The following is a 24,595-nucleotide window of genomic DNA, read 5'->3' as shown; positions in this document are numbered from 1 at the left end:
GGGCGTAATGGCCAGCCAAAAGACGGCCCAAATCAGGGCCCGCCTGTTTGCTGCGACTGCGCTCGCATGCCTTTTTGCGTTCGCTGTTCCGCCGAGCACGCCGGTTGCCGCCCAGACGATCGCCGACCTTGCGCCTGACGTGCCCGAAGGCTCGCAGATGCTGCTCGAGGCGGACACGCTCGTCTATGACAACGACGCCAACACGGTCACCGCCGTCGGCGGCGTGCAGATCGACTATGCGGACAACCGCCTGGTCGCCCAGCGCGTCACCTATGACCGCAAGACCTCGCGGCTGGTCGCCAGCGGCAACGTCGAAATCCTGAATGCCGACGGCACCAAGATCTTCTCGCAAGAGATCGACATCACCGATGACTTCGCCAACGGCTTCGTCAACGCGCTGCGTCTCGAAACCGTCGACAAGACCTATTTCGCAGCCGAAAGCGCCAAGCGCGAAGGCGGCGTGCTGACGACGTTCAACAACGGCGTCTACACCGCTTGCGAACCCTGTGAGGACAAGCCCGACAAAGCGCCGATCTGGCGTATCAAGGCACAGAAAATCATCTGGAACGGCCAGAAGAAGACCGTGCGCTTCGAGAATTCGAATTTCGAATTCTTCGGCTTCCCGATTGCCTTCTTGCCGTCGTTCGAAATCGCGGACCCCACGGTCAAGCGCAAGAGCGGCTTCCTGATGCCGAGCGTCGGCTACAACAACAAGCTCGGCTACAGCCTCGGCATCCCCTACTATCTGGCGCTTTCGCCGACCTACGATCTCACGGTCAAAGGCACCGGCTACACCCGCCAGGGTTTCCTCGCCGAGGCCGAATGGCGCCAGCGCTTCAATAACGGCGAATACAGCCTGAAGATCGCGGGCATCAACCAGCAAAATCCCGACCGGTTCGACGCCAACACTGTCGATTCGGGCCCAGCGGGCGATCCGAACAAGCTGCGCGGCATGGTCGGCACCAAAGGGCACTTCGACCTCAACCCGCGCTGGGCCTTCGGCTGGGATATTCTTGCCCAGTCGGACAAGAATTTCTCACGCACCTATGGGATCGACGGCTTCAACGACTCCACCCATCGTTCCGAGGTCTATTTGACCGGTCTAAGCGACCGCAACTACTTTGACCTGCGCGCCATGCGCTTCCAGGTCCAGGAGGACGCGCTCGACAGCGATCCGCTGGCGCGCGCCGACAAGCAGCCCTGGGTGCTGCCGTCGCTCGACTATGCCTATATCCCCGACATGCCTGTCGCCGGCGGTGAACTGTCGTTCGACGTCAACGCACGCGTCATCCAGCGCTCGGGACTGGACACAACCGTATTCGACCCGGCTTTGACACCCACTGTGCATGGGCTTGAGGGCAACTCCGGTCGGCTGACAGCAGAGGCCGAGTGGAAGCGCACCATCATCACAGACGGCGGTTTGCTGGTCACCCCTTTGATGGCGTTCCGCGCCGACGGTAGCTATCTCAACGCCTCCAATGCATCGGTCGACGCGATCAACAACATGGCCGGCGACCTCGGCGTTGCAGCGGACGTCCGTTCGTCGCTGTTCCGCTACATGGCGACGCTGGGTCTTGAGCTGCGCTGGCCAGTGCTGTTCTCGTCGACCAGTTCGACGCATGTGCTCGAGCCGATGGCGCAGGTCTTTGCGCGTCCGAACGAGGGCGACATCGGGCGCCTCGGCATCCCCAACGAGGATGCCCAGAGTTTCGTCTTCGATGCGACGTCGCTGTTCGAGCGTGACAAGTTCTCGGGCTACGACCGTATGGAAGGCGGCACGCGCGCCAATCTCGGCCTGCGCTACACCGGCAACTTCAACAATGGCTGGACCACCAATGCAATCGTTGGCCAGTCCTACCAGCTCGCCGGTGAAAACTCGTTTGCCGCACCCGATCTGGTCAATGCCGGCGCCTATTCCGGTCTCGAGAGCGACACTTCGGATTACGTGGCGCTCGTCGGCATCGCCAGCCCCAACGGCTTCTCGGCATCGGCCAGCGGTCGCTTCGACGAACAGACGTTCGCGGTCCGTCGCGCCGAGCTGAAGGCTGGCCTCGACGCCCGTCCGATCGCGGTGTCGGCGAAATACGCCTTCATCGAGTCGCAGCCTCTTTACGGTTTTGCCAACGACCGCCACGAAGTGACGTTGGGCGCCACTGCACGCTTCAACGACGAGTGGCGCGTGTTTGGATCGGGCACCTACGACATCCAGGGCGACCTGATGGTCAAGAACGGTGTCGGCTTCGCCTATGACGACGAGTGCTTCACCTATATGATGACCTACGTCGAGAGCCGCGAGCACGCCAAGCCGAACGACGTTTCACGCACCGTGGGCTTCAACATCTCGTTCCGCACGCTCGGCGATTTCGGCTCGGCGAAGGATACCTTCTAGGGGCGAACGTAGACCTGCCGGGGGCGGCCTGACATCGTTTTGCCGTATAACGCGGCCAATGACGGGGCAATATGCATCCGGGCATGGCTCGGATCTGGGGTTTGAACGGGACTTTTTCGATGCGAAAGTACTTCTTATCGGCAGGCTTCGCGCTGCTCGTGGCGGCAACGTCTGTTTCGACGACCGTCTATGCGCCGCCGGCCTTCGCCAGCGAGATCAAGTACATCGTCAACGATGTGCCGGTCACCAGCTACGACATCCAGCGTCGCGCCGCCTTTCTCAAGCTGCAGAAGCGCAAGGGAAATGCTGGCGAGGAGATGATCGACCAGACGCTCCGCCAAGCGGAAATGAAGCGACTCGGCATCCGCATCTCCGACAAGCAGGTCGACGACGCCTATGCCCGCTTTGCCGGCTCCAACAAGCTCAAGCCCGAGCAGATGAACCAGATTCTGGCTCAGGCCGGTGTGACGGCGGCCCACTTCAAGGAATACATCCGCACGCAGATCGGCTGGAACCAGGCGCTCAGTGCGCGCTTCCGCTCCGAAGCGGGTGGTGGTGGAACCAGCGAGCAGGACGCCGTGCGTCGCATGCTGCAGCAGGGCGGCGCCAAGCCTTCGGCCACCGAATATATGCTGCAGCAGGTGATCTTCGTGGTGCCGGCATCCGAGCGCGGCTCGATCGCCAAGCGCAAGCGCGAGGCCGACGCGATGCGTGGCCGCTTCAACGGCTGCGAACAGACGCGTGAATTCTCCAAAGGCCTGCTCGACGTCACCGTGCGCGATCTCGGCCGTGTGCTCGCGCCGCAGCTGCCGCCCGAATGGGCCGAAGACATCAAGAAGCTCAAGGCTGGCGGCGTGACGCCAGCTCGCGAGACCGAGCGCGGCGTCGAGTTCATCGGCGTATGCAGCGCCCGTGAAGTCTCCGACGACAAGGTCGCGCAGATGGTCTTCCAGGCCGAAGGTGCCGGCAAGGAAGGCAACGAAAAGGCCGAAGAGCTCAGCAAGAAATATCTCGCCGAACTGCGGGCCAAGGCCCGCATCGTCAACCGCTAGCCGTGGGTGCCCCCGGCGCCCCACTGGCGCTGACCATTGGCGATCCCTCAGGCATCGGCCCGGAAATCGCAGTCTCCGCGTGGCGACTGCGGCAGGCTGCCGACGTTCCCGCGTTCTACCTGCTTGGCGACCCGGCGCTTGTTGCTGCGCGCGCGGCCAAACTCGGCCTCGAGCTTAAGATCACAGAAACCGACCCAGCCAACGCCGCCGCTCATTTTGCATCGGCCCTGCCGATCGTACCCTTGGCCGCAAGGCTCGTCGACACACCCGGCCAGCCCGACAAGCAGAATGCAGGCGGGATCATCGAGGCCATCGACCGCGCCGTCGCCGATACGTTCGAGGGTCGCGCCGCCGCCGTCGTCACCTGCCCCATCGCCAAGAAGCCGCTCTACGATGCCGGCTTCCGCTTTCCCGGCCACACCGAATATCTGGCCTACCTCGCCTCCCAAAGGCTCGGCCACCCCGTCACGCCGGTGATGATGCTTGCCGGTCCAGACCTGCGTGCCGTGCCGGTCACCATCCACATTGCCCTGGCCGACGTGCCAAAGGCGCTGACGACAGAGGCGATTGTCGAAACGAGCCGCATCACCGCCCACGATCTCCGTCTGCGTTTCGGCATCGCCAATCCGCGCATCGCGATCTCGGGCCTCAATCCGCATGCCGGCGAAGGTGGAGCCATGGGCCACGAGGACGAGCGCGTCGTGCGCCCAGCCGTCGACGCGTTGCAGGCGGAAGCTATCGACGTCTTCGGCCCCCTGCCCGCCGACACCATGTTCCATGCCCGCGCCCGCGCCGGCTATGATGCCGCAATCTGCATGTATCACGACCAGGCCCTTATCCCCGCCAAGGCCTTGGCCTTCGACGAGACCGTCAATGTCACGCTCGGCTTGCCCTTCATCCGCACGTCGCCCGATCACGGCACTGCCTTCGACATTGCCGGCAAGGGCATCGCCAGGTCCGACAGCCTGATCGCTGCGCTCAAGCTGGCCCGACAACTCGCCGACGTAGAGGGTGGCCAGGCATGAGCACCAGCATCGACGGCCTGCCGCCGCTCCGCGACGTCATCGAGCGCCACGGCCTGCAGGCCAAGAAGGCGCTCGGGCAGAACTTCCTGCTCGACCTCAATCTCACAAGCAAGGTTGCGCGCGCCGCCGGCGACCTGACCGGCGTCACCGTCATCGAGGTCGGCCCCGGCCCGGGTGGCCTGACACGGGCCCTGCTCATGAATGGCGCTGAGCGCGTGATCGCCATCGAACGCGACGAGCGCACCATGGCTGCGCTGGCTGAGGTTGCCGCACACTATCCTGGGCGGCTGGAGGTCATTTCCGGCGATGCGCTCAAGACCGACTTCACCGCACTTGCCTCGGGCCCGGTCAAGATCGTCGCCAACCTGCCCTACAATATCGGTACGGAACTTCTGGTCCGCTGGCTGACGGTGGAGGCGTGGCCACCCTTCTATCAGTCGCTGACGCTGATGTTCCAGCGCGAGGTCGCAGAGCGGATCGTGGCGAAACCCACAAGTTCGGCCTATGGCCGCCTCGGCGTACTGGCCGGCTGGCGTACGGAGGCAAGGATCGCCTTCGACGTGCCGCCGCAAGCCTTTACCCCGCCGCCCAAGGTGACCTCGTCTGTGGTTCATCTGGTGCCGCGCGCGGAGCCGCTGGCTATCGATGTGAAGGTTCTCGGCCGCGTCACCGAGGCGGCCTTCGGCCAGCGCCGCAAGATGCTGCGCCAGAGCCTGAAGAGCATGGGCGGCGAACGGGTCTTGGAAATTGCTGGTATCGACCCCACCCGCCGAGCCGAGACGCTGAGCATCGAGGAATTCGTGGCCCTGGCCAAGGCGGTCTGACGCTGCTTCTCCGCTTTGCGGGAGACGGTGGGCGAGCGCAATGAGCTTGGATGATGAGGATTACAGCCTGACGGCCACCCCTCATCCGTCGCCCTGGCGACACCTCCCACAAGGGCAGAAGGCAAAAAGATCAGACCTTTTCGTCGAGCAGCTTCGAGACGAAATCGAACAGGCCCGGCCGACGGTCGCGACGCAGCCGCTCGGCGGCCACGATCGCCCGCACTTCGGCAAAGGCACGGTCGAGGTCTTCGTTGACCACGACATAGTCGTATTCGCCCCAGTGCTCGATCTCGTCGCGGGCATTCTTGAGCCGCGTCTCGATCACCGCATCCTGATCCTCGGCACGACGCTTGAGGCGGGCCTTCAGTTCGCCCATGGAGGGCGGGAGGATGAAGATCGAGACGATGTCGCCGCGCATCTTTTCCTTGAGCTGCTTGGCGCCCTGCCAGTCGATGTCGAACAGCATGTCACGGCCCTGCGACATGGCCAACTCGACCGGCTCGCGCGGCGTGGCGTAGAAATTGCCATGCACTTCGGCCCATTCGAGCAGGGCGTCGTTGTCGCGCAACAGCTCGAACTCGCGCTTCGAGGTAAAGTGATAGTGTGCACCGTCGATCTCGCTGCCGCGGCGCGGACGGGTGGTCACGCTCACCGACAGCTTCAGCTCCGGATCGGTCTCGATCAGGTTGCGCGAGATGGTCGACTTGCCGGCGCCCGACGGCGACGACAGCACCAGCATCAGTCCGCGACGCTTGATGGTGTTGGAAAGGTTTTCGGCGCTCATGCGCTACTCCAGATTCTGAACCTGCTCGCGGAATTGGTCGACCACGGCCTTAAGCTCCAGCCCGATGGCGGTCACTGCGGCGGCGTTCGACTTCGAACATAGGGTATTCGATTCGCGGTTGAATTCCTGCGCGAGAAAATCGAGCTTGCGGCCAACAGCCCCGCCGCCGGCGAGCAGCGCGCGCGCCGATGCGACATGGGTCTTCAGCCGGTCAATCTCCTCGCGGATGTCAGCCTTGGTGGCAAGGAAGGCGGCTTCCATGTTGAGCCGCGCTTCATCCAGCGCCGGTGCCGCATCGAGCAGCAATTGCACCTGTTCGGCAATCCGCTGGCGAATCTGCCCCGGCTCGCGCGATGGGTCAGCCTCGGCCTTCAGCGTCAGCGCCTCGATAGCCGCGATATGCCCCAGCAGCAGGCTGCGCAGCGCCTCGCCCTCGTCCTGGCGGGCCTCGACCAGGCCGGCAAGCCCGGCCTCGAGACAATTCATGATCGCAGCGTCGATCGCCGCCCGCTGCTCCTCGGTCTCGACAGCCTCGGGCATATCGAAGACGCCACGCAGGGCCAGCAGGCCATCAGCGGTCGCTGGGGCCGCGCCATACTGCTCGACCAAGCGGTTGGCGAGATTGGCGACATCCTTGAGGAAAACCTCGTTGATGACGGGCTGCACCATGCCAGCACTGCTGCGGCTGACCGTCAGCGTCGCTTGCACATTGCCGCGGGTGAAGCGCTTCTGGACGGCCTGGCGGACAGGCTGCTCAAGCCGGTCGAAGCCTTGCGGCAGGCGCAGGCGCACCTCGACGCTCTTGCCGTTGACCGACTTCACTTCCCAGGCGATGGCTGTGCCATCATGCTCCGCCGCGGTGCGGGCGAAGCCGGTCATGCTCTGCAAATTCATCTGGCCCGCCTGTCCCTTGCGTCGGCTCGCGCCTTACTTCTTCTTGACGGAATTTGTGGTCGTGGCGTCGTTCTTGGCCGGATCGGGCTGATCTGCCGCCTTCTCGTCCTCGACGACCTTGCGCTGAAAGGCACGCCAGCGGGCAACGTTTTCGTTGTGCTCGTCCAGCGTCGCGGCAAAGACGTGGCCGCCGGTGCCGTCGGCAACGAAGTACAGGTCCTTGGTCTTCGACGGGTTGGCGACCGCCTCCAGCGATGCCTTGCCCGGGTTGGCGATCGGCGTCGGCGGCAGGCCCTTGATCGTGTAGGTGTTGTACGGCGTCGGCTTGTCGATGTCGGAGCGGAAGATCGGCCGGTCGGCCGGTTTGCCCTTGCCGCCGAAGATGCCGTAGATGATCGTCGGATCGGACTGCAGGCGCATGCCCTTGTTCAGCCGGTTGATGAACACGGCGGCAACGCGCGAGCGCTCATCACCCCGGGCGGTTTCCTTTTCGACGATCGAAGCCAGCGTCACGAACTCGTTGATATCGGCCAGCGGCAGGTCTGGCGCGCGCCGCGCCCAGATGCTGTCGACCAGCTCTTTCTGGTCAGCCAGCATCTTGTTGACGATCTGTTGGCGGCTGGCGCCGCGGGTAAAGCGCTGGGTGTCGGCGATCAGCGAGCCTTCGGCAGGGATATCCTTGGGCATATCGCCGCTCAGGGCCTCCTGCTCGGCGATACGCTGCCAGGCCTGCTCGACCGTCAGCCCTTCCGGGATGGTCAGCGAATACTGCACCGACTTGCCGCTCTTCAGCAGATCCATGATGTCGAGCATCGAAGCGCCGGCCTCGATCTCGTATTCGCCGGCCTTCAGCGCGCCGTCATTGCCATAGGCACGCACGCCCAGGCGGAAGATGCGGGCGTCGCTGACGAGGCCGCGTCGCTCGAGCTGGTCGGCAATATCGGCCACGCCAGTGCTCGGCTTGACCAGGAAGGTGCTGGGCGCCGTCGAGGGGCCCTGGCCGGTGAATTCCTGCTTGCCGAAATAGAGTGCGGCACCACTGGCGAGGATCACCAGCACGGCGGCCGACATCATGAAATTCAGGAAGACGACAAACTGGTTGCGCGAGGCGCGCGAACGCTTCGAGGGCGGCGGTGTGCCGGCTTCGGGCCGCAGCGCTTCCTGTGCGGTTTTCGGAACGATCGGGCTTGCCTGCGCTGCGCGCTGAGCCCCATCCCCCTGCCCTGGCGTATTCATGCTCATTTTGCCTCGCCACTCTCTTTTGCGTCGAATCCCCGCCGGGAGACTAGGCGCGAATGTGGCAGAAATCACGGCAGAGGCCCCGCTCGGAGGCCCCTACCCACAGCCTGTCAGCCGTTATAGCGCCGGAAGACCAGCGAGGCGTTGGTGCCGCCGAAACCGAACGAGTTCGAAAGCGCAACGTCGATCTGCCTGCTGCGCGGCTTGTTCGGCACCAGATCGATCGCGGTTTCGCGTTCGGGATTGTCCAGATTGATCGTCGCCGGCGCGATGTTGTCGCGAATGGCGAGGATCGAGAAGATCGCCTCTGCCGCACCTGCTGCACCCAGCAGGTGGCCGATCGACGACTTGGTCGACGACATCGACACCTTCGAGGCAGCATTGCCGACCAGACGCTCGACAGCGCCCAGTTCGATGGTGTCGGCCATGGTCGAAGTGCCATGGGCATTGATGTAGTCGATGTCGGCGGGCGTCAGGTCGGCACGCTTCAGCGCTGCAGACATGCAGCGGAAGGCGCCGTCGCCATCCTCGGCCGGAGCCGTGATGTGATGGGCATCGCCGGTCAGTCCATAACCGACCACTTCGGCGTAAATCTTTGCGCCGCGTGCCTTGGCATGCTCGAGTTCCTCGAGAACCACGACGCCTGCGCCCTCACCCATGACGAACCCGTCACGGTCGCGATCATAGGGACGCGAAGCCTTCTCAGGCTCGTCGTTGCGATCGGTGGACAGCGCCTTGCAGGCCGCGAAGCCGGCCAGCGACAGACGCGTCACCGGAGCTTCGGCACCACCGGCCACCATCACGTCGGCATCGCCGAACATGATCAGGCGGGCAGCGTCGCCAATGGCGTGCGCACCGGTCGAGCAGGCGGTGACCACGGCATGGTTCGGCCCCTTGAGGCCGTGCCGGATCGAAACCTGGCCGGAGACCAGATTGATGATCTGGCCGGGAATGAAGAATGGGCTGATGCGGCGCGGGCCGCGTTCCTTGAGGATCAGGGCATTTTCGGCAATGCCGTCAATGCCGCCGATGCCCGAGCCGATCATGACGCCGGTCGCGTTCTGCTCGTCCGGCGTCTTGGGCTCCCAACCCGAATCCTTCAACGCCTCGTCGGCGGCTGCGATCCCGTACAGGATGAAGTCGCCGATCTTGCGCAGTTCCTTGGGCTCAAGGACCGCTTCGGGGTTGAAGGTGTTGTTGGAGCCGTCACCCCTGGGGATGACGTTCGCGATCTTGCATGCAAGGTCGTCGACTTCGAATTCCGTTATCCGCCTGGCAGCGCTCCGGCCGGAAAGAAGCTCTTTCCAGCCGTGTTCATAGCCCATGCCGTACGGCGAAAGCAGGCCAAGGCCCGTGACGACCACACGCCTCATCGCTGGCATCCCCGATAATCCAAGGGACGCTTAGGCCGAAGCCTTGTCGATGTACTTGACGGCGTCGCCAACGGTCAGGATGGTCTCGGCCGCGTCATCGGGGATCTCGACGCCGAATTCTTCTTCGAACGCCATAACGAGCTCGACCGTGTCGAGGCTGTCCGCGCCCAGATCGTCAATGAAGCTTGCAGCTTCCGTCACCTTGTCGGCATCGACGCCAAGGTGTTCGACAACGATCTTCTTGACGCGCTCTGCGGTGTCACTCATGTGGGCATCCTCAGTCTTGTGTTTCTTCGGTCTTCGTTAGCGGGCGGAATGCCGCTAATCAAGCTCAATTCTGCGCTTTCCAAAGCGCACGGGCAGCGGTCCGGTCAAGGTCCAGCCACCTGATGGGGCGCGGCAATACACGAATTCTTTACCGCGTCCAAGGGCCAAAGGGCCGGTTATCCCGGCCTATCGACCGCTGTCGGGCAATTCCGGCACCTCTGAACGGGCCGGATCGCACCAATCCAGCTCAGATCATTGCCATCCCGCCGTTGACGTGGATGGTCTGGCCGGTGACGTACGCGGCCTCGTTGGAGGCAAGATAGGCAACCGCCGAGGCGACTTCCTGGCCGGTTCCCATGCGCTTGGCAGGAATAGCGCCCATGATCGCCTCTTTCTGCTTGTCGTTGAGCTTCTCGGTCATCGCCGATTCGATGAAGCCCGGGGCAACGCAGTTGACGGTGATGTTGCGGGTCGCGATCTCCTGCGCCAGCGACTTCGAGAAGCCGATCATGCCGGCCTTCGACGCGCAGTAGTTGGTCTGACCGGGATTGCCGGTCACGCCCACCACCGAGGTGATGTTGATGATGCGGCCGTGACGGCGACGCATCATCGGATGGGTCAGCTCGCGCGTCAGGCGGAACATCGCCGTCAGATTGATCTCGATGACCTGGTCCCAGTCTTCGTCGGACATGCGCACGAACAGACCGTCCTTGGTGATGCCGGCATTGTTGACCAGGATGTCGACACCTTCGAGCTCGGCCTCCGCCTTCTGGCCCAGCGCCTTGACCTCGTCGCGGTTGCCGAGATTGGCCGGGAACAGCTTCACGCGGTCGCCGAGATCGTTGGCCAGGGCCTCGAGTTTCTCGACGCGGGTGCCGTGCAGGCCGACGATGGCGCCCTGCTTGTGCAGGATGCGGGCGATTTCTTCGCCGATGCCACCGGAGGCGCCGGTGACGAGTGCCTTACGGCCGGTCAGATCAAACATTGTTCCACTCTCCTTGGAGCACACCCTTCACACGGGCGGGGTCGTTCGAATTGTTCAGGCGAGCGCGGCGACTGCCGCGTCGACGTCTGCCGGGTTGTTGACGGCAGCGGTCGCGATTTCCTTGTTGATGCGGCGGGCGAGGCCCGACAGCACCTTGCCGGCACCCACTTCATAAAGAGTGGTGACGCCGTTGTTGCCGAACCACTGGACCGTCTCGGCCCAGCGGACGCGACCCGTCACCTGCTCGACGAGGCGGGCGGCGATCTCTTCCGGATCGATGATCGGCTGCACGGTCACGTTGGCGACGACGGGCACGACAGGCACATTCTTCTTCACGCCGGCGAGCGCCTCGCGCATCTTTTCGGCCGCCGGCGCCATCAGCGCCGAATGGAAGGGTGCGGACACCTGCAGCATCAGCGCGCGCTTGGCGCCCTTTGCGGTGCAGAGCGCTGCGGCACGTTCAACCGCTGCCTTCTCGCCGGAGATAACCAACTGGCCGCCGCCATTGTCGTTGGCGATCTGCACGACCGAGCCCTGAGCGGCCTCGGCGCAAGCCGCATCGACGTCAGCCTGATCGAGGCCGATGATCGCAGCCATCGCACCCTGGCCCGCCGGCACAGCCGCCTGCATGGCATCGCCGCGGATGCGCAGCAGGCGCGCTGTGTCAGCTACGGAAACGAAGCCGGCCGCCGCAAGCGCGGAATATTCGCCAAGCGAGTGGCCGGCAACGAAAGAAACCTTGTCCTTGAGCGAAAGCCCACGCGATTCCAGCGCGCGGAACGCCGCCATCGACACGGCCATCAGCGCCGGCTGGGCATTGGCGGTCAGCGTCAGCGTCTCCTCGGGACCTTCCCAGATCAGCTTCGACAGCTTTTCGCCGAGCGCTTCATCGACTTCCTCGAAAACCCGGCGCGCTTCGGGAAAAGCATCGGCGAGTTCCTTGCCCATGCCGACAGCCTGGCTGCCCTGCCCCGGAAAAGTAAATGCGACGGCCATTCTTGTCTCCTGGCTGCTGGCGCATCGCTCGAAGGCTTGTACGCCCCCTGATTGGCGCGATGCGCAGACATAACAAACCGAAGTACGCTTGCCGCCCCTGGGGAACGCCGGGCACTCCGGATCGCTGTGGCTCTGGCGCAATGCGCCCTGTCAAGTCAAGCCTTGTGCGTCTTCAGGCCCGAAACGGGCCGATAATCACACAATGATTAGGCCAAAACACGATTTGTTGGCCAACGCTTCTCAATTTTGCCATAAGCCCTAGCTTCTGCATGACAGTTTGATGACGTTCAGGTGACGTTCAGGTGACGTCTACATTATGAAGCCGTCATGAACTCGGGGAAGCATTGAGTTGGGAAGTGTAGACGATAACGGCGTCGCCGCCGCGCAGAGCGTTGCCGACGCGGATCAGACCGCGTTCTGCCGGCGCGCCTATGCGCTTGGCGTGATGCGTTCGGTGATGGTGACGCTGGCGGTTTCGGCCGTGCTGGTCTTTGCCATCGAGTTGATCGCGCGCGGCTCCCTCATCGACACCATCAACTTCTTCCAGCAGCCCTTCAAGCCGAGCTGGACCACGGTCGCGCTGTTTGCGCTGATCCTGATCGGCCTCGACGCGCTCCTCGGCCGGCCGCACAACGGCCTTTTGATCGTCGCCCCCGTTGCGCTGACGCTGGCCTTCGTCGGCCACCAGAAGTCGCTCTATCTCGGCGATCCGCTCTATCCGACCGACTTTCTCTACGCCCGCCAGATCGTGGAATTGATGCCGCTTCTGGTGCGCGAACGCCCGTGGACCGGCGTCGGCATCGCCGTCGGGCTTGTCGCCGGCATCTCGCTGCTCGTGCTGGCTTGGCGCCATTGGCGCCGCCGCATGCCGGCGCTGTCGTTCTGGGCGCGCATCTCGCGCCTTGCCATTGCGCTGCCGACGCTCGCCTTCTTTGTCTCGATCATGGACTACGCGACCTTCTCGTGGACGCGCGATCGGCTGCAGATTATTCCGATGATGTGGGACCAGAAGGAGAACTACGCCTCCAACGGCTTCGCCATCGCCTTTGCGCTCAACGTGCCGATGGCCAAGGTCAACGCGCCGCAGGGCTATACGGAAAAGGCGATCGATGCGATTACCCGCACCGACGTCGCGACCTCCCTGCCCGAGGAAAAGCCCGACATCATCGTGGTGATGAGCGAATCTTTCTGGGATCCGACGCGCCTGCCCGGCGTGGAGATCAGCCCGGACCCGATCCCGAGCGTACGCGCCGCGCAGTCGGGCCACGTCTTCTCGCCCGAATTCGGCGGCATGACGGCCAATGTCGAGTTCGAGGCGCTGACCGGCTTCTCCAACGCGTTTCTGCCGGCCGGCAGCATCCCCTACCAGCAATATGTGCGCAATCCGGTACCTTCGATGGCAACCTTCCTGCGCAGCGAAGGCTACGAGACCAAGGCCATCCACCCCTTCGGCGGCTGGTTCTGGAACCGTGCGCCCGTCTACAAGGCCTTCGGCTTCGACGAGTTCATGTCGGAAGAGAACCTTCCGCCGCTGAAGAAGCGCGGCCCGCTCGCTTCCGACGAGGCGCTGACCGAAGAGATTATCCGTCAGGCCGATGCCACGGACCATCCGTTCTTCTACTTTGCCGTCAGCCTGCAGAGCCACGGCCCCTATGAGCCGGGTCGCTACAACGACGCCACCCACAAGGTCGAGGCCGGCAAGCTGTCGCAGTGGACGCGCGATTCGATCCTGACCTATGCCGAGGGCGCCTCCGACGCCGACCGCAGCCTGCAGCGCCTGATGGACTGGGCCAGCAAGCGCGAACGCCCGACCGTGATCGCCTTCTTCGGCGACCACCTGCCGCCGCTCGGCCCCGTCTATGTCGACACCGGCTTCATGAAAGAGCCGGTCGCCAAGCGCAAGGCGCCGATCAACGACATGCTGGTGCAGCACGAGACGCCGCTGGTGGTGTGGTCGAACCGCACGGGTGCGGCGCGCGACATCGGCTCGATCAGCCCGGCATTCCTGCCGCTGCATGTGCTTGAGACCGCCGGGATCACCCACCCCTATTACACCGGCTTCCTCGGCGAGGTGCACGACCGCTTCCGCGTCGTCGACCGCAACGTGCTGCTGCCGCGCCTCGGCGAGACACAGTTCGACTGGTCGCGCCAGAAAGAACTCGACCCCGCGATCCGCGATTTCCGCTGGCTGCAGTACGACATGATGTTCGGCAAGCGCCGTGGCGCCAAGGAGTTCTTCCCCGAGACGGTCGACAAGGTCGTGGCCAACCGCACGCGCTCGCCGCTGTTCCTGCGCGAAGACGCGTAGCCGGCCCTGAAAATCGGCCGGAAAAGGCCGGTTTCGCCCGATATCTCGGCCCTCCCTCTTGCCTTATCGGCCCTTTGCCTGTAGACGCCCGCCATCTGCCGGTCCCAGCTGGGGGCTGAACGGAGGGCCGGAGGTTTTCTCGGAAACTTCCGCGTGAAGCGAAAACGCTTCCGCCTCCCGTGTCTCCGCTCTCGACCGTCTCGTCACGCACCTTTCTTCCCCGCATCGCGGGTTAGCAGAGGTCGCAGAGGCTCTAGCCGCCGGGACCGGAAGATGGAAACGAAGAAAGGCAAAGAACTATGGCTCTTTACGAACATGTGTTTCTTGCCCGTCAGGACCTCTCGCAGCAGCAGGTCGATGCACTTGTCGAACACTACAAGGGCATCATCACTGCAGCTGGCGGATCGGTTGGCCGGGTCGAGAACTGGGGCTTGAAGTCCCTCACCTACCGCATCAACAAGAACCGCAAGGCGTATTACACGCTTATGGACATCACCGCTCCGTCGGCTGCCGTCAAGGAAGTCGAGCGCCAGCAGGGCCTGTCCGAAGACATCCTCCGCTTCATGACCGTCAAGGTCGAGGCGCATGAGGAAGGCGTGTCCGCCATGATGCAGAAGCGCGAAGAGCGCTCCGAGCGTGGCGACCGCGGTGGCTTCGGCGACCGTCCGCAGCGCAGCTTCGGCGACCGCGACCGCGGCGACCGTAGTGATCGTGCCCCGCGCCGTCCGCGCGAAGGCTTTGAAGGGGGTGCAGAATAATGGTCGACATCAATCAGATCCCGACCCGTCGTCCTTTCCATCGTCGTCGCAAGACCTGCCCGTTCTCCGGCGCCAACGCTCCGAAGATCGACTACAAGGACGTGCGTCTGCTGCAGCGCTACATTTCCGAGCGCGGTAAGATCGTTCCCTCGCGCATCACCGCCGTCAGCCAGAAGAAGCAGCGTGAACTCGCCCAGGCGATCAAGCGCGCCCGCTTCCTCGGCCTGCTGCCCTACGTGGTGAAGTGATATCCGTTCCGGCCCGGCGGCACCTGCCCCGGGCCGGAACACCTCCCTCCGCGACGGGCGTGGCAGGGTAGTCCTCAAAATCCCGGGTTGGGTTTTCTCAGGAAACCCTAACTGCCGCGACAGGCAGGACAGCGAAACAGGCGCCACGCGCCCTTCTTGCTTCCTTGCCCGTTGAACCCAATTCGCTGCCTTTGCAGCCAACGAAAGGACAAGGAAAATGGACGTCATTCTCCTCGAACGTATTTCCCGCCTCGGCCAGATGGGCGACACCGTCAAGGTCAAGGACGGCTTTGCCCGTAACTTCCTGCTGCCCAAGGGCAAGGCGCTTCGTGCCAACGAAGCCAACAAGAAGAAGTTCGAAGGCCAGCGCGCCCAGCTCGAAGCCCGCAACCTCGAGCGCAAGACGGAAGCCCAGCAGGTCGCCGACAAGCTCGACGGCAAGACCTTCGTGGTCGTGCGCTCGGCTGGTGAAACCGGCCAGCTCTACGGTTCGGTCTCGACCCGCGACGTCGCCGACATCCTGATCGCCGAAGGCTTCACGGTTGCCCGCAACCAGGTCGAGCTGAACCAGCCGATCAAGACCATCGGCCTGACCAACGTGGCGATTTCGCTGCACGCCGAAGTCGAGGTCACCATCACCCTCAACATCGCCCGCACCTCGGACGAAGCAGAGCGCCAGTCGAAGGGCGAGACGCTCACGACCGCCGAAGCCATCTACGGCGACGACATCAACGAGAACGCCCGTCCGGACGCCTTCTTCGATCCGAACGCCGAAGAAGAAGACGACATCTAAGCTTCGTCTTCCTCCAGTTTTCTGGACCAAGCCCGGGCGGAAACGCCCGGGCTTTTTTGTGCCTGGTGGAACTTGCCAAGGGCTGCATCATTGAAGAGGATCACAAGACAGGACTGACAGATCGCGAGCACTGCCCATGAATGTGTTGCTTCAGCGCATCCTCGGAAGACTTGTACGCGTAGGAAACCTGACCGTGACCGGTCCGAAGGGAAGCACCCATCGGTTCGGCGACGGCAGCGGCGAACCTGTACACATGGTGATCAAGACCCGCCACGCGGAGCGCGCGATCACCTTCGACCCGATGCTGGCCATTCCCGAGACCTTCATGGACGGCGAAATGGACATCGTCGGCGGCGACGTGCTGGGACTGATGCGGATCGCCTTCCAGAATCTCGGCAACGGCACAATCGACGCCGCCTGGACACGCGCCATCGACGGGCTGCGCGTCGCCTTCCGCCGTTTCCAGCAGGTCAACACTGCGGCGCGTGCCAAGCGCAACGTCCAGCGCCACTACGACCTGTCGGGCGACCTCTACCGCCTCTTCCTCGATGAGGACATGCAATATTCCTGCGCCTATTTCGCCGAGCCGGAGATGACTCTCGAGGAGGCGCAGCTTGCCAAGAAGGCGCATCTCGCCGCCAAGATGCGCCTGAAGCCCGGCCAATCGGTGCTCGACATCGGATCCGGCTGGGGCGGGCTCGGGCTTTACCTCGCCCGCTCCTTCGACGTGCAGGTGCTCGGCGTCACCTTGTCGACGGAACAGCACGCCGTCGCCACCGAGCGCGCCCAGGCCGAGGGGCTCGAAAACCAGGCCCATTTCGAAATCAGGGACTACCGCGACCTCGTCGAGCGCTTCGACCGCATCGTCTCGGTCGGCATGTTCGAGCATGTCGGCGTCAACCACTACCGCGCCTTCTTCGACACGGTGGCCAAGCGTCTGAAGCCCGACGGCGTCATGGTGCTGCACGCCATCGGCCGCGCCGGCCCACCGACGGCGACCAGCGCCTTCATCCGCAAATACATCTTCCCCGGCGGCTACATCCCGGCACTGTCGGAAGTGCTTCCGCATATCGAGAAATCGGGGCTCATGGTCACCGACGTCGAGATCCTCCGACTGCACTACGCCGAGACGCTGAAGCACTGGCGCGAGCGCTTTCTCGCCAACCGCGACAAGGCCAAGGCGATTTATGACGAACGTTTCTGTCGCATGTGGGAATTCTACCTCGCGGCGTCCGAAGCCGCCTTCCGTTGGCAGGACCTCATGGTGTTCCAGATCCAGCTTACCCATCGCAACGACACGCTGCCTGTCACCCGCGACTATATCGGCAAGTGCGAGAAGGCTCTGGCCATGCACGCGATGGCGCATCGCAAGGCGGTTCCCGCGGCCAAACCGCCGCGCAAACGCAGGGTGACCGACAAGGAATAGCTTGCGCCTCATGCCGCTCCCGTAGGAAAAAGCCCTTCTCATCGCGGGCTTTTTCATGACCTACGCCATCTACATCGCCGCCGCCCTTGCCGAAATCGCCGGCTGCTTTTCATTCTGGGCGTGGTGGCGGCTCGACAAGTCGGCGCTGTGGCTCATTCCAGGCATCGTCTCCCTGATCGCCTTTGGCTGGCTGCTGGCCCTTGTCGAGGCGGACGCCGCCGGCCGCGCCTATGCCGCCTATGGCGGCATCTACATTGCCGCGTCGCTCGGCTGGCTGTGGCTCGCCGAAGGCGTGCGGCCCGACCGCTGGGATCTCATCGGTGCCGTCATCTGCATCTTCGGCGCTTCGGTCATCCTGCTCGCGCCGCGCGGGGCATAACTGAATATTCCTGTTTTGTTCCTAGCTGACAGCGATTAGACTCGCTGCGATTCGCGTCAACCGGATTTCTCGCGACGGCGTGCTGGCCTGTGGACGAGTGTGAACAGCGGGCAGCGTGCAAAATAGACGCAGTCGTGCCCGCGGGCGCATCTGCTAGTGAGAACGTTCGGGTTCAGAGACGGGGAAGACATTGGCCGAGGCAGCGCGCAAGTTTGAAGTGGCGGAAACCCCGCTCTACCGGGAAGCCCCCAACAACATGGAGGCCGAACAGGCGCTCCTGGGCGCCATGCTGGTCAACAACGACGCCTTCTACCGCGTCTCGGACTTCCTGAAGGCTACCCATTTCTACGAGCCGCTGCACCGCAAGATCTTCGAGGTCTCAGCCGAGCTCATCCGCATGGGCAAGATGGCGAACCCGGTCACCATCAAGACCTTCCTGCCGGCCGACGAAAAGGTCGGCGACATGACAGTGTCCCAGTATCTGGCGCGCCTCGCCGCTGAAGCCGTCACCGTGATCAATGCCTCGGACTACGGCCGGGCCATCTACGACCTCGCCACGCGCCGGGCGCTGATCACCGTCGGCGAGGACATGGTCAACATCGCCTATGACGCGCCTGTCGACATGTCGCCTGCCGAGCAGATCGAGGATGCCGAGCGCCGCCTGTTCGAGCTCGCCGAAACCGGTCGCTACGACGGCGGCTTCGAAAGCTTCTCCGATGCAGTCAAGACGGCAATCGACATGGCCAGCGCGGCCTACATGCGCGACGGCCACCTCTCCGGCGTCTCCTCGGGCCTGCAGGACCTCGATACCCGCATGGGCGGCCTGCAGTCTTCCGACTTGATCGTGCTCGCCGGCCGCCCTGGCATGGGCAAGACCTCGCTCGTCACCAACATCGCCTTCAACGTTGCGCATGCCTATGTGCCGGCGCAGCAGGCGGACGGCTCGTTCAAGGCCGAAAATGGCGGCGTCGTCGGCTTCTTCTCGCTCGAAATGTCGTCCGAGCAGCTCGCCACCCGTATCATTTCCGAGCAGGCCGAGGTGCCCTCCTCCAAGATCCGCCGCGGCGATCTGACCGAGGCCGACTTCGAAAAGCTGGTCAGCTGCACCCAGACGCTGCAGAAGATCCCGCTGTTCATCGATTCGACCGGTGGTATCTCCATCGCCCAGCTCTCGGCGCGCGCCCGCCGCCTCAAACGCCAGCGCGGCCTCGACCTCATCATCATCGACTATATCCAGCTGATGCAGGGTTCGTCCGCCAAGTCGTCGCAGAACCGCGTCCAGGAAATCACCGAGATCACCACCGGCCTCAAGGCGCTGGCCAAAGAGCTCAACGTTCCGATCATCGCACTGTCGCAGCTGTCGCGTCAGGTCGAAAACCGCGACGACAAGCGTCCGCAGCTCTCCGACCTTCGTGAGTCGGGCTCGATCGAGCAGGACGCCGACGTCGTGATCTTTGTCTATCGCGAGGAATACTACCTCAAGAACAAGGAACCGAAGCCCGGCACCGACGAGTACCTGCAGTGGGAAGTCAACATGAACGAGGTGCGCGGCAAGGCCGAAGTCATCGTGGCCAAGCAGCGTCACGGCCCCACCGGCACCGTCAGCCTCGGCTTCCAGGGCGAATTCACCCGCTTCTTCGACCTCGCCCCCGAGCATCATTTGCCGGACAGGTTTGGGGAAGAGTAGCGCATGCGCGAATGTGCGCTCGTCATCGGTGATGGTGGCAGGCCAGCGCGCCGTTCTGTCCGGCATGACAGAGGGGGGCAACGTAGGATTCTGCCTTTTCATTTTTCCGAAAGACACCTCACCCATGGCTAAGGCCCGCACCCAGTTCATCTGCCAGAATTGCGGCGCGGCGCATCAGCGCTGGGCCGGCAAGTGCGATTCCTGCGGCGAGTGGAACACGCTCGTCGAGGAAGGCACGGCCGGCGGTATCGGCAGCGGACCGTCCTCACTCAAGAGCGCGCGCAAGGGCCGCGCCGTCACGCTGACGTCGCTCGACGGCGACATCGAGGATGCCCCGCGCATCATCTCGCGCATCGGCGAACTCGACCGCGCCACCGGCGGCGGCTTCGTCCGCGGTTCGGCGCTGCTGATCGGCGGCGATCCCGGCATTGGCAAGTCGACGCTGCTCACCCAGGCAGCGGCAGCACTGGCCAGCCAGGGCCACCGCATCGTTTACGTCTCCGGCGAAGAAGCCGTCGCCCAGATCAGGCTGCGCGCCCAGCGCCTGGGTGTTGCCTCGACACCTGTGGAGCTTGCCGCCGAAACCAATGTCGAGGACATCCTCGCCACCATCGCCGACGGCAAGCGGCCGGACCTCGTCATCATCGACTCGATCCAGACGTTGTGGACCGATCTCGCCGATTCCGCCCCGGGTACCGTCACCCAGGTGCGCGCGTCCGCCCAGGCGATGATCCGTTACGCCAAGTCGACGGGCGCCGCTGTCGTGCTGGTCGGCCATGTCACCAAGGAAGGCCAGATCGCCGGCCCGCGCGTGGTCGAGCACATGGTCGACGGCGTGCTCTATTTCGAGGGCGAAGGCGGCCACCACTACCGCATCCTGCGCACTGTCAAGAACCGATTCGGCCCTACCGACGAGATCGGCGTCTTCGAAATGTCCGACAAGGGCCTGCGCGAGGTCGCCAACCCGTCCGAACTGTTCCTCGGCGAACGCCATGCCAAGGCGCCGGGAGCAGCCGTGTTTGCCGCAATCGAGGGTACCCGCCCGGTGCTGGTCGAGATCCAGGCGCTGGTAGCACCTTCCACGCTGGGTACGCCGCGCCGCGCCGTCGTCGGCTGGGATTCGTCGCGCCTGTCGATGGTGCTCGCCGTGCTCGAGGCCCATTGCGGGGTGCGCTTCGGCCAGCACGACGTCTATCTCAACGTCGCCGGTGGCTACCGCATTTCCGAGCCCGCCGCCGATCTCGCTGTGGCTTCCGCACTGGTTTCGTCGCTCACCGGTATTGCCCTGCCCGCGGATTGCGTCTATTTCGGCGAAATCAGCCTCTCGGGCGCGATAAGACCCGTTGCGCATGCGCAGCAGCGCCTTAAAGAGGCCGAAAAGTTGGGGTTCGGAAGGGCCGTGCTGCCCTCCGGCAGTGGGGACACCGCAGGCGGCTCAAGTGCCGGAACGTTCCAGCCGTCCGAGCTTTCGGATCTGGTGGCACGGATAGCCGGCTCAAGACGAAGCCGCGCGGAAGAGACGGACTGACACCGTCGTCATGGAGTGAGTGACACGATGCCGATTACGCTGCTCGACGGAATTCTGGTCGGCTTCACCCTCGTTTCGGCGATGCTCGCCATGGTTCGCGGTTTTTCGCGCGAAGTGCTGTCCATCGCATCCTGGGCGGCGGCGGCGGTTGCGGCCTTTCTGTTCTACAAGCCGGTCGTGCCCTACGTTCAGCCCTATATCGAGAACGAGAAGATCGCCATGGCGGCTGCCGCCGGCGTCGTCTTCATCGTGGCACTCATCGTGGTCACCATCATCACGATGAAGATCGCAGATTTCATCATCGACAGCCGCATCGGCGCGCTCGACCGCACGCTGGGCTTCCTTTATGGCGCCGCGCGCGGCGTTCTGGTGGTCTCGGTGGGCCTGTTGTTCTTCAACTGGCTGGTGGGCGACAAGTCGCCGGCCTGGATCTCCGAAGCCAAGTCGCGGCCGCTGCTGGAGAGCATCGGCACCACGCTCGAAAACATGCTGCCCGAGGATCCTGAGAAGTCGATCCTCAAGAAGCTCAACCCGCAGAGCGGCGAGCCCGGCACGGCAGCGCAGCCGACCGACGGCACCGAGCCGGTCGACGGCGAAGCGGATGCTCCGGCCGAACCGGCGCCTGCTGCGCAGCCGCCCAAGACCAGCAATTGACGATGGCGTGAGAGGCAGCGGAACTTCCGTTGCCCTTCCCGTCCCTTGGCACTATATAGCGTTTTTGCGACAAGAGGCCTCGCCCCATGGCAGACGCATCGACCGCCCTCTCAGCGGAAGCAGACGACCATTTCCATGACGAATGCGGCGTGTTCGGCATATTCGGCCGGCAGGATGCCGCGGCGATCGTGACACTGGGGCTGCATGCGCTCCAGCATCGTGGCCAGGAAGCGGCGGGTATCGTCAGCTATGACGGCAGCCAGTTCCATGTCGAGCGCCATATCGGCCTGATCGGCGATACCTTCACCAAGCAGGCGGTCATCGACCGGCTCAGCGGTAACCGTGCCATCGGCCATACGCGCTACGCCACGACAGGCGGGGCCGGCATGCGCAACGTGCAGCCCTTCTTCGCCGAACTCGCCGATGGCGGCTTTGCGGTTGCCCACAACGGCAACCTCACCAATGCGATGACCGTCCAGCGCGCGCTGCAAAAGCAGGGCGCGATTTTTTCATCCACCTCCGACACCGAGACGATCCTGCACCTCGTCGCCACGTCAAAGGAACGCGACCTCAACTCGCGCTTCGTCGATGCGGTGCGCCAGGTCGAGGGTGCCTTCTCGCTGGTAGCGCTGTCGTCCAAGAAGATGATCGGCTGCCGCGACCCCCTCGGCATCCGCCCGCTGGTGCTGGGCGATCTCGACGGCGCCTGGATCCTCGCCTCCGAGACTTGCGCGCTCGACATCATCGGCGCGCGCTTCGTGCGTGACATCAAGGCCGGCGAGATGGTGGTGATCACCTCGAAAGGTGTCGAGAGCCACTTCCCGTTCGAGCCACAGAAACCACGCTTCTGCATCTTCGAATACGTCTATTTCGCCCGTCCGGATTCCTCGGTCGAAGGCCGCAACGTCTATGACGTGCGCAAGCGCATCGGTGCTGAGCTGGCGATCGAAAGCCCCATCGACGCCGACATCGTCGTGCCGGTGCCGGATTCCGGCACGCCAGCAGCCATCGGCTTCTCCCAGCAGGCAGGCATTCCGTTCGAGCTCGGCATCATCCGCAACCATTATGTGGGGCGCACCTTCATCTCGCCAGGCGATTCCATCCGCCACATGGGCGTGAAGCTCAAGCACAACGCCAACCGGCGCATGATCGAAGGCAAGCGCGTGGTGCTGGTCGACGATTCCATCGTGCGCGGCACCACCAGCCAGAAGATCGTGCAGATGGTGCGTGAAGCAGGCGCCCGCGAGGTGCACATGCGCATCGCCTCGCCGCCCACCCGCGCCTCGTGCTTCTACGGTGTCGACACGCCGGAGAAGTCCAAGCTTTTGGCATCGCGCATGTCCGTCCAGGAGATGGCCGACTTCATCCGTGTTGACTCGCTCGGCTTCCTGTCGATGGACGGTCTCTACCGCGCAGTCGGCGAGGCGAACCGCAACGACGAGCAGCCGCAATATTGCGATGCCTGCTTCTCCGGCCAGTACCCGACCCGCCTGCTCGACCTCGAAGGCGCCGACAACGTGCGCTCACTGTCGCTGCTGGCGACCGGCGGGGCGTAAGCCTGTAAGCCTGCTCTGACGATCCCGGCTTTCGCCTCAGATGGCGGAAGCCCTGCCCTTCCACAGAACGCCCAGCTTGGCGGCCAGCGCCTCGCCTGGACCATGAGCGGCTGCGAACAGCAGCCCGGCCAGGAAGGTGAAGTGATCGATGAAAAAGCCGAACTCGGCCTGGTTGCCCTGCCAGTGCGCAGGGCCGTGGAAGGCAAAGGCAAGAAAGATCACATAGACACCAGCTAGCAGCGCCGCCTCCGAGAAGAACGCGCCGCTGAGGAATGCCAGCACCAGACCAACCTCGAAAATCGCGGCAAGCCAAGCCAGCAGCAACGGCAACGGAAAGCCGGCCGCGGCAATATAGCCGGCTGTGTTGCCCATTCCGGCGAACTTGAAACCGGCCGCCATGGCGAAGACGCCGGCGAAGATCAGCCTCGCCAGCAGGATTGCAGCAGTTTTGCCCATCATATCCTCCTCTTGGGTACGTCCCGTAGCCTAGGACGTAGCGCAGCGGGCCTTTCCGACATCGTCGGCAAGAAATGACGTCCGGCCCTGCACCTGCGGCATCCAATCAGCCCGCGTGGGGTTTTGTTCCCGGCGAAATCGTCCTATCAGGCTGCGGATCGACCAGCTCGAATTGGATGCCCTGATGACCAGCACTCCCGACCTTTCCGGCCGCATCGCCCTCGTTACCGGCGCATCGCGCGGCATCGGCTACAACGCAGCCAAGCACCTGGCAGCAGCCGGCGCCCATGTCATTGCGGTCGCCCGCACGGTCGGAGGCCTGGAAGATCTGGACGACGAGATCAAGGCTGCCGGCGGCAGCGCCACGCTGGTGCCGCTCGACCTGACCGACATGGCAGGCATCGACCGCATCGGCGCAGCCATCAATGACCGCTGGGGCAAGCTCGACATTCTCGTCGCCAACGCCGCCGTGCTCGGCGTCATCGCCCCCATCGGCCATGTCGAGGCCAAGGTGTTCGAGAAGGTGATGAACGTGAACGTCACCGCCACCTGGCGCCTGATCCGCACCGTCGACCCGCTGCTGCGCAAGTCCGACGCCGGCCGCGCCGTCATCGTCAGCTCCGGCTCGGCCCATTCGGCCCGCGCCTTCTGGGCGCCTTATGCCGCCTCCAAGGCAGCCGTCGAGGCGCTGGCGCGGTCCTGGGCCGACGAGACCAAGAACTCGCCGCTGCGCGTCAACATCTTCGACCCCGGCACCAGCCGCACAGCAATGCGCGCGCAGGCGGTTCCGGGCGAGAACCCCGAGACGGTGACGCATCCTTCGGAGACGGCGCGCCACATCCTGCCGATGCTCGACCCGGCCCTCACACACACCGGCCAAATCTACCAGATTCGCGGAGAACGCTGGGCATCCTACCAGATGCCGGCGTAACACCCTTCGCCTGCCAGCGCTGCTCCGGCGACATGGCCGGTGC

General features: G+C 64.0%; 23 protein-coding genes. 15 read left to right on the top strand and 8 right to left on the bottom strand.

Annotated elements, in window-relative coordinates; translation table 11 throughout:
* The first annotated feature begins 7 nt into the window (after positions 1-7).
* The 4 genes from B015_RS0107780 (at position 8) to rsmA (ending at position 5,290) form a co-directional block, all read left to right on the top strand.
* Positions 8-2,389 (top strand): LPS-assembly protein LptD, encoded by a 2,382-nt coding sequence (locus tag B015_RS0107780; RefSeq protein WP_018427119.1) that lies wholly within the window; start codon positions 8-10, stop codon positions 2,387-2,389.
* A gap of 119 nt (positions 2,390-2,508) precedes the next feature.
* Complete coding sequence (locus B015_RS0107775) at positions 2,509-3,441, top strand: peptidylprolyl isomerase (RefSeq protein WP_018427118.1); 933 nt, start codon at positions 2,509-2,511, stop codon at positions 3,439-3,441.
* Positions 3,442-3,443: 2 nt separating this feature from the next.
* On the top strand, positions 3,444-4,466 hold the full coding sequence (gene pdxA / locus B015_RS0107770; protein WP_018427117.1) for a 4-hydroxythreonine-4-phosphate dehydrogenase PdxA: 1,023 nt from the start codon (positions 3,444-3,446) through the stop codon (positions 4,464-4,466).
* Positions 4,463-5,290, top strand: coding sequence for a 16S rRNA (adenine(1518)-N(6)/adenine(1519)-N(6))-dimethyltransferase RsmA (gene rsmA / locus B015_RS0107765; protein ID WP_018427116.1), 828 nt, complete (start codon positions 4,463-4,465; stop codon positions 5,288-5,290). The genes pdxA and rsmA overlap by 4 nt, the downstream gene beginning before the upstream one ends.
* A 130-nt stretch (positions 5,291-5,420) precedes the next feature.
* Here the strand turns inward: rsmA and gmk are convergent, their stop codons facing one another.
* The 7 genes from gmk to fabD all read right to left on the bottom strand — a co-directional run bounded on the left by gmk (position 5,421) and on the right by fabD (position 11,828).
* Positions 5,421-6,074, bottom strand: a complete 654-nt coding sequence (gene gmk / locus B015_RS0107760; RefSeq protein ID WP_018427115.1) for a guanylate kinase — start codon at positions 6,072-6,074, stop codon at positions 5,421-5,423.
* A 3-nt stretch (positions 6,075-6,077) separates the two neighbouring features.
* Positions 6,078-6,968: a YicC/YloC family endoribonuclease gene (locus B015_RS0107755; protein WP_026227010.1), complete on the bottom strand. Its 891-nt coding sequence runs from the start codon at positions 6,966-6,968 to the stop codon at positions 6,078-6,080.
* A 33-nt stretch (positions 6,969-7,001) separates the two neighbouring features.
* Positions 7,002-8,210, bottom strand: coding sequence for an endolytic transglycosylase MltG (mltG, locus tag B015_RS0107750; protein ID WP_018427113.1), 1,209 nt, complete (start codon positions 8,208-8,210; stop codon positions 7,002-7,004).
* A gap of 107 nt (positions 8,211-8,317) precedes the next feature.
* A complete protein-coding gene (fabF, locus tag B015_RS0107745; protein ID WP_026227009.1) occupies positions 8,318-9,580 on the bottom strand; it encodes a beta-ketoacyl-ACP synthase II in 1,263 nt (420 codons plus the stop codon).
* Between the two features lie 30 nt (positions 9,581-9,610).
* Positions 9,611-9,847, bottom strand: coding sequence for an acyl carrier protein (locus B015_RS0107740; protein WP_018427111.1), 237 nt, complete (start codon positions 9,845-9,847; stop codon positions 9,611-9,613).
* 247 nt (positions 9,848-10,094) lie between these two features.
* Positions 10,095-10,832 (bottom strand): 3-oxoacyl-[acyl-carrier-protein] reductase, encoded by a 738-nt coding sequence (gene fabG / locus B015_RS0107735; RefSeq protein WP_018427110.1) that lies wholly within the window; start codon positions 10,830-10,832, stop codon positions 10,095-10,097.
* Between the two features lie 54 nt (positions 10,833-10,886).
* On the bottom strand, positions 10,887-11,828 hold the full coding sequence (gene fabD, locus B015_RS0107730; RefSeq protein ID WP_018427109.1) for an ACP S-malonyltransferase: 942 nt from the start codon (positions 11,826-11,828) through the stop codon (positions 10,887-10,889).
* 445 nt (positions 11,829-12,273) lie between these two features.
* Between fabD and B015_RS0107725 the strand changes: the two genes are divergently transcribed.
* The 10 genes from B015_RS0107725 to purF all read left to right on the top strand — a co-directional run bounded on the left by B015_RS0107725 (position 12,274) and on the right by purF (position 23,165).
* A complete protein-coding gene (locus B015_RS0107725; RefSeq protein WP_081623549.1) occupies positions 12,274-14,136 on the top strand; it encodes an LTA synthase family protein in 1,863 nt (620 codons plus the stop codon).
* Between the two features lie 299 nt (positions 14,137-14,435).
* Positions 14,436-14,894: a 30S ribosomal protein S6 gene (gene rpsF, locus B015_RS0107720; protein WP_018427107.1), complete on the top strand. Its 459-nt coding sequence runs from the start codon at positions 14,436-14,438 to the stop codon at positions 14,892-14,894.
* Positions 14,894-15,142: a 30S ribosomal protein S18 gene (gene rpsR / locus B015_RS0107715; RefSeq protein WP_018427106.1), complete on the top strand. Its 249-nt coding sequence runs from the start codon at positions 14,894-14,896 to the stop codon at positions 15,140-15,142. The genes rpsF and rpsR overlap by 1 nt, the downstream gene beginning before the upstream one ends.
* Before the next feature lie 217 nt (positions 15,143-15,359).
* Positions 15,360-15,935 carry a 50S ribosomal protein L9 gene (gene rplI, locus B015_RS0107710; protein WP_018427105.1) on the top strand — a complete coding sequence of 192 codons (576 nt, stop codon included), beginning with the start codon at positions 15,360-15,362 and terminating at the stop codon, positions 15,933-15,935.
* 136 nt (positions 15,936-16,071) lie between these two features.
* Positions 16,072-17,361, top strand: a complete 1,290-nt coding sequence (locus tag B015_RS0107705) for a class I SAM-dependent methyltransferase (protein WP_018427104.1) — start codon at positions 16,072-16,074, stop codon at positions 17,359-17,361.
* Between the two features lie 55 nt (positions 17,362-17,416).
* Entirely contained in the window at positions 17,417-17,740 is a 324-nt protein-coding gene (locus tag B015_RS0107700) for a YnfA family protein (RefSeq protein WP_018427103.1), read from the top strand.
* 190 nt (positions 17,741-17,930) lie between these two features.
* Complete coding sequence (locus tag B015_RS0107695; RefSeq protein ID WP_018427102.1) at positions 17,931-19,427, top strand: replicative DNA helicase; 1,497 nt, start codon at positions 17,931-17,933, stop codon at positions 19,425-19,427.
* A gap of 124 nt (positions 19,428-19,551) precedes the next feature.
* The gene (gene radA, locus B015_RS0107690; RefSeq protein WP_018427101.1) at positions 19,552-20,955 is read left to right on the top strand and encodes a DNA repair protein RadA; all 1,404 of its coding nucleotides are present in this window, start codon (positions 19,552-19,554) and stop codon (positions 20,953-20,955) included.
* Between the two features lie 27 nt (positions 20,956-20,982).
* Positions 20,983-21,609 carry a CvpA family protein gene (locus tag B015_RS0107685; protein ID WP_018427100.1) on the top strand — a complete coding sequence of 209 codons (627 nt, stop codon included), beginning with the start codon at positions 20,983-20,985 and terminating at the stop codon, positions 21,607-21,609.
* A gap of 86 nt (positions 21,610-21,695) precedes the next feature.
* Positions 21,696-23,165, top strand: coding sequence for an amidophosphoribosyltransferase (gene purF, locus B015_RS0107680; RefSeq protein ID WP_018427099.1), 1,470 nt, complete (start codon positions 21,696-21,698; stop codon positions 23,163-23,165).
* 36 nt (positions 23,166-23,201) lie between these two features.
* On the opposite strand, the gene B015_RS0107675 is transcribed toward purF, so the two are convergent.
* Entirely contained in the window at positions 23,202-23,621 is a 420-nt protein-coding gene (locus tag B015_RS0107675) for a DoxX family protein (RefSeq protein WP_018427098.1), read from the bottom strand.
* Positions 23,622-23,805: 184 nt separating this feature from the next.
* Here B015_RS0107675 and B015_RS0107670 point away from each other — a divergent pair, with 184 nt between their 5' ends.
* Positions 23,806-24,552, top strand: a complete 747-nt coding sequence (locus B015_RS0107670; protein ID WP_026227008.1) for an SDR family NAD(P)-dependent oxidoreductase — start codon at positions 23,806-23,808, stop codon at positions 24,550-24,552.
* Positions 24,553-24,595 lie beyond the last annotated feature (43 nt).

The organism is Hoeflea sp. 108, from assembly GCF_000372965.1.
Taxonomy (GTDB): Bacteria; Pseudomonadota; Alphaproteobacteria; order Rhizobiales; family Rhizobiaceae; genus Aminobacter.
The sequence above is the reverse complement of the archived record's forward strand: the minus strand, read 5'-3'. Positions and strand labels throughout refer to the sequence as shown.

Coding starts and splice junctions, on each gene's coding strand:
- B015_RS0107780 (WP_018427119.1), top strand. CDS start 8: ATGGCCAGCCAAAAGACGGCCCAAATCAGGGCCCGCCTGTTTGCTGCG.
- B015_RS0107775 (WP_018427118.1), top strand. CDS start 2,509: ATGCGAAAGTACTTCTTATCGGCAGGCTTCGCGCTGCTCGTGGCGGCA.
- rsmA (WP_018427116.1), top strand. CDS start 4,463: ATGAGCACCAGCATCGACGGCCTGCCGCCGCTCCGCGACGTCATCGAG.
- gmk (WP_018427115.1), bottom strand. CDS start 6,074: ATGAGCGCCGAAAACCTTTCCAACACCATCAAGCGTCGCGGACTGATG.
- B015_RS0107755 (WP_026227010.1), bottom strand. CDS start 6,968: ATGAATTTGCAGAGCATGACCGGCTTCGCCCGCACCGCGGCGGAGCAT.
- mltG (WP_018427113.1), bottom strand. CDS start 8,210: ATGAGCATGAATACGCCAGGGCAGGGGGATGGGGCTCAGCGCGCAGCG.
- fabF (WP_026227009.1), bottom strand. CDS start 9,580: ATGAGGCGTGTGGTCGTCACGGGCCTTGGCCTGCTTTCGCCGTACGGC.
- B015_RS0107740 (WP_018427111.1), bottom strand. CDS start 9,847: ATGAGTGACACCGCAGAGCGCGTCAAGAAGATCGTTGTCGAACACCTT.
- fabG (WP_018427110.1), bottom strand. CDS start 10,832: ATGTTTGATCTGACCGGCCGTAAGGCACTCGTCACCGGCGCCTCCGGT.
- fabD (WP_018427109.1), bottom strand. CDS start 11,828: ATGGCCGTCGCATTTACTTTTCCGGGGCAGGGCAGCCAGGCTGTCGGC.
- B015_RS0107725 (WP_081623549.1), top strand. CDS start 12,274: ATGCGTTCGGTGATGGTGACGCTGGCGGTTTCGGCCGTGCTGGTCTTT.
- rpsF (WP_018427107.1), top strand. CDS start 14,436: ATGGCTCTTTACGAACATGTGTTTCTTGCCCGTCAGGACCTCTCGCAG.
- rpsR (WP_018427106.1), top strand. CDS start 14,894: ATGGTCGACATCAATCAGATCCCGACCCGTCGTCCTTTCCATCGTCGT.
- rplI (WP_018427105.1), top strand. CDS start 15,360: ATGGACGTCATTCTCCTCGAACGTATTTCCCGCCTCGGCCAGATGGGC.
- B015_RS0107705 (WP_018427104.1), top strand. CDS start 16,072: ATGAATGTGTTGCTTCAGCGCATCCTCGGAAGACTTGTACGCGTAGGA.
- B015_RS0107700 (WP_018427103.1), top strand. CDS start 17,417: ATGACCTACGCCATCTACATCGCCGCCGCCCTTGCCGAAATCGCCGGC.
- radA (WP_018427101.1), top strand. CDS start 19,552: ATGGCTAAGGCCCGCACCCAGTTCATCTGCCAGAATTGCGGCGCGGCG.
- B015_RS0107685 (WP_018427100.1), top strand. CDS start 20,983: ATGCCGATTACGCTGCTCGACGGAATTCTGGTCGGCTTCACCCTCGTT.
- purF (WP_018427099.1), top strand. CDS start 21,696: ATGGCAGACGCATCGACCGCCCTCTCAGCGGAAGCAGACGACCATTTC.
- B015_RS0107675 (WP_018427098.1), bottom strand. CDS start 23,621: ATGGGCAAAACTGCTGCAATCCTGCTGGCGAGGCTGATCTTCGCCGGC.
- B015_RS0107670 (WP_026227008.1), top strand. CDS start 23,806: ATGACCAGCACTCCCGACCTTTCCGGCCGCATCGCCCTCGTTACCGGC.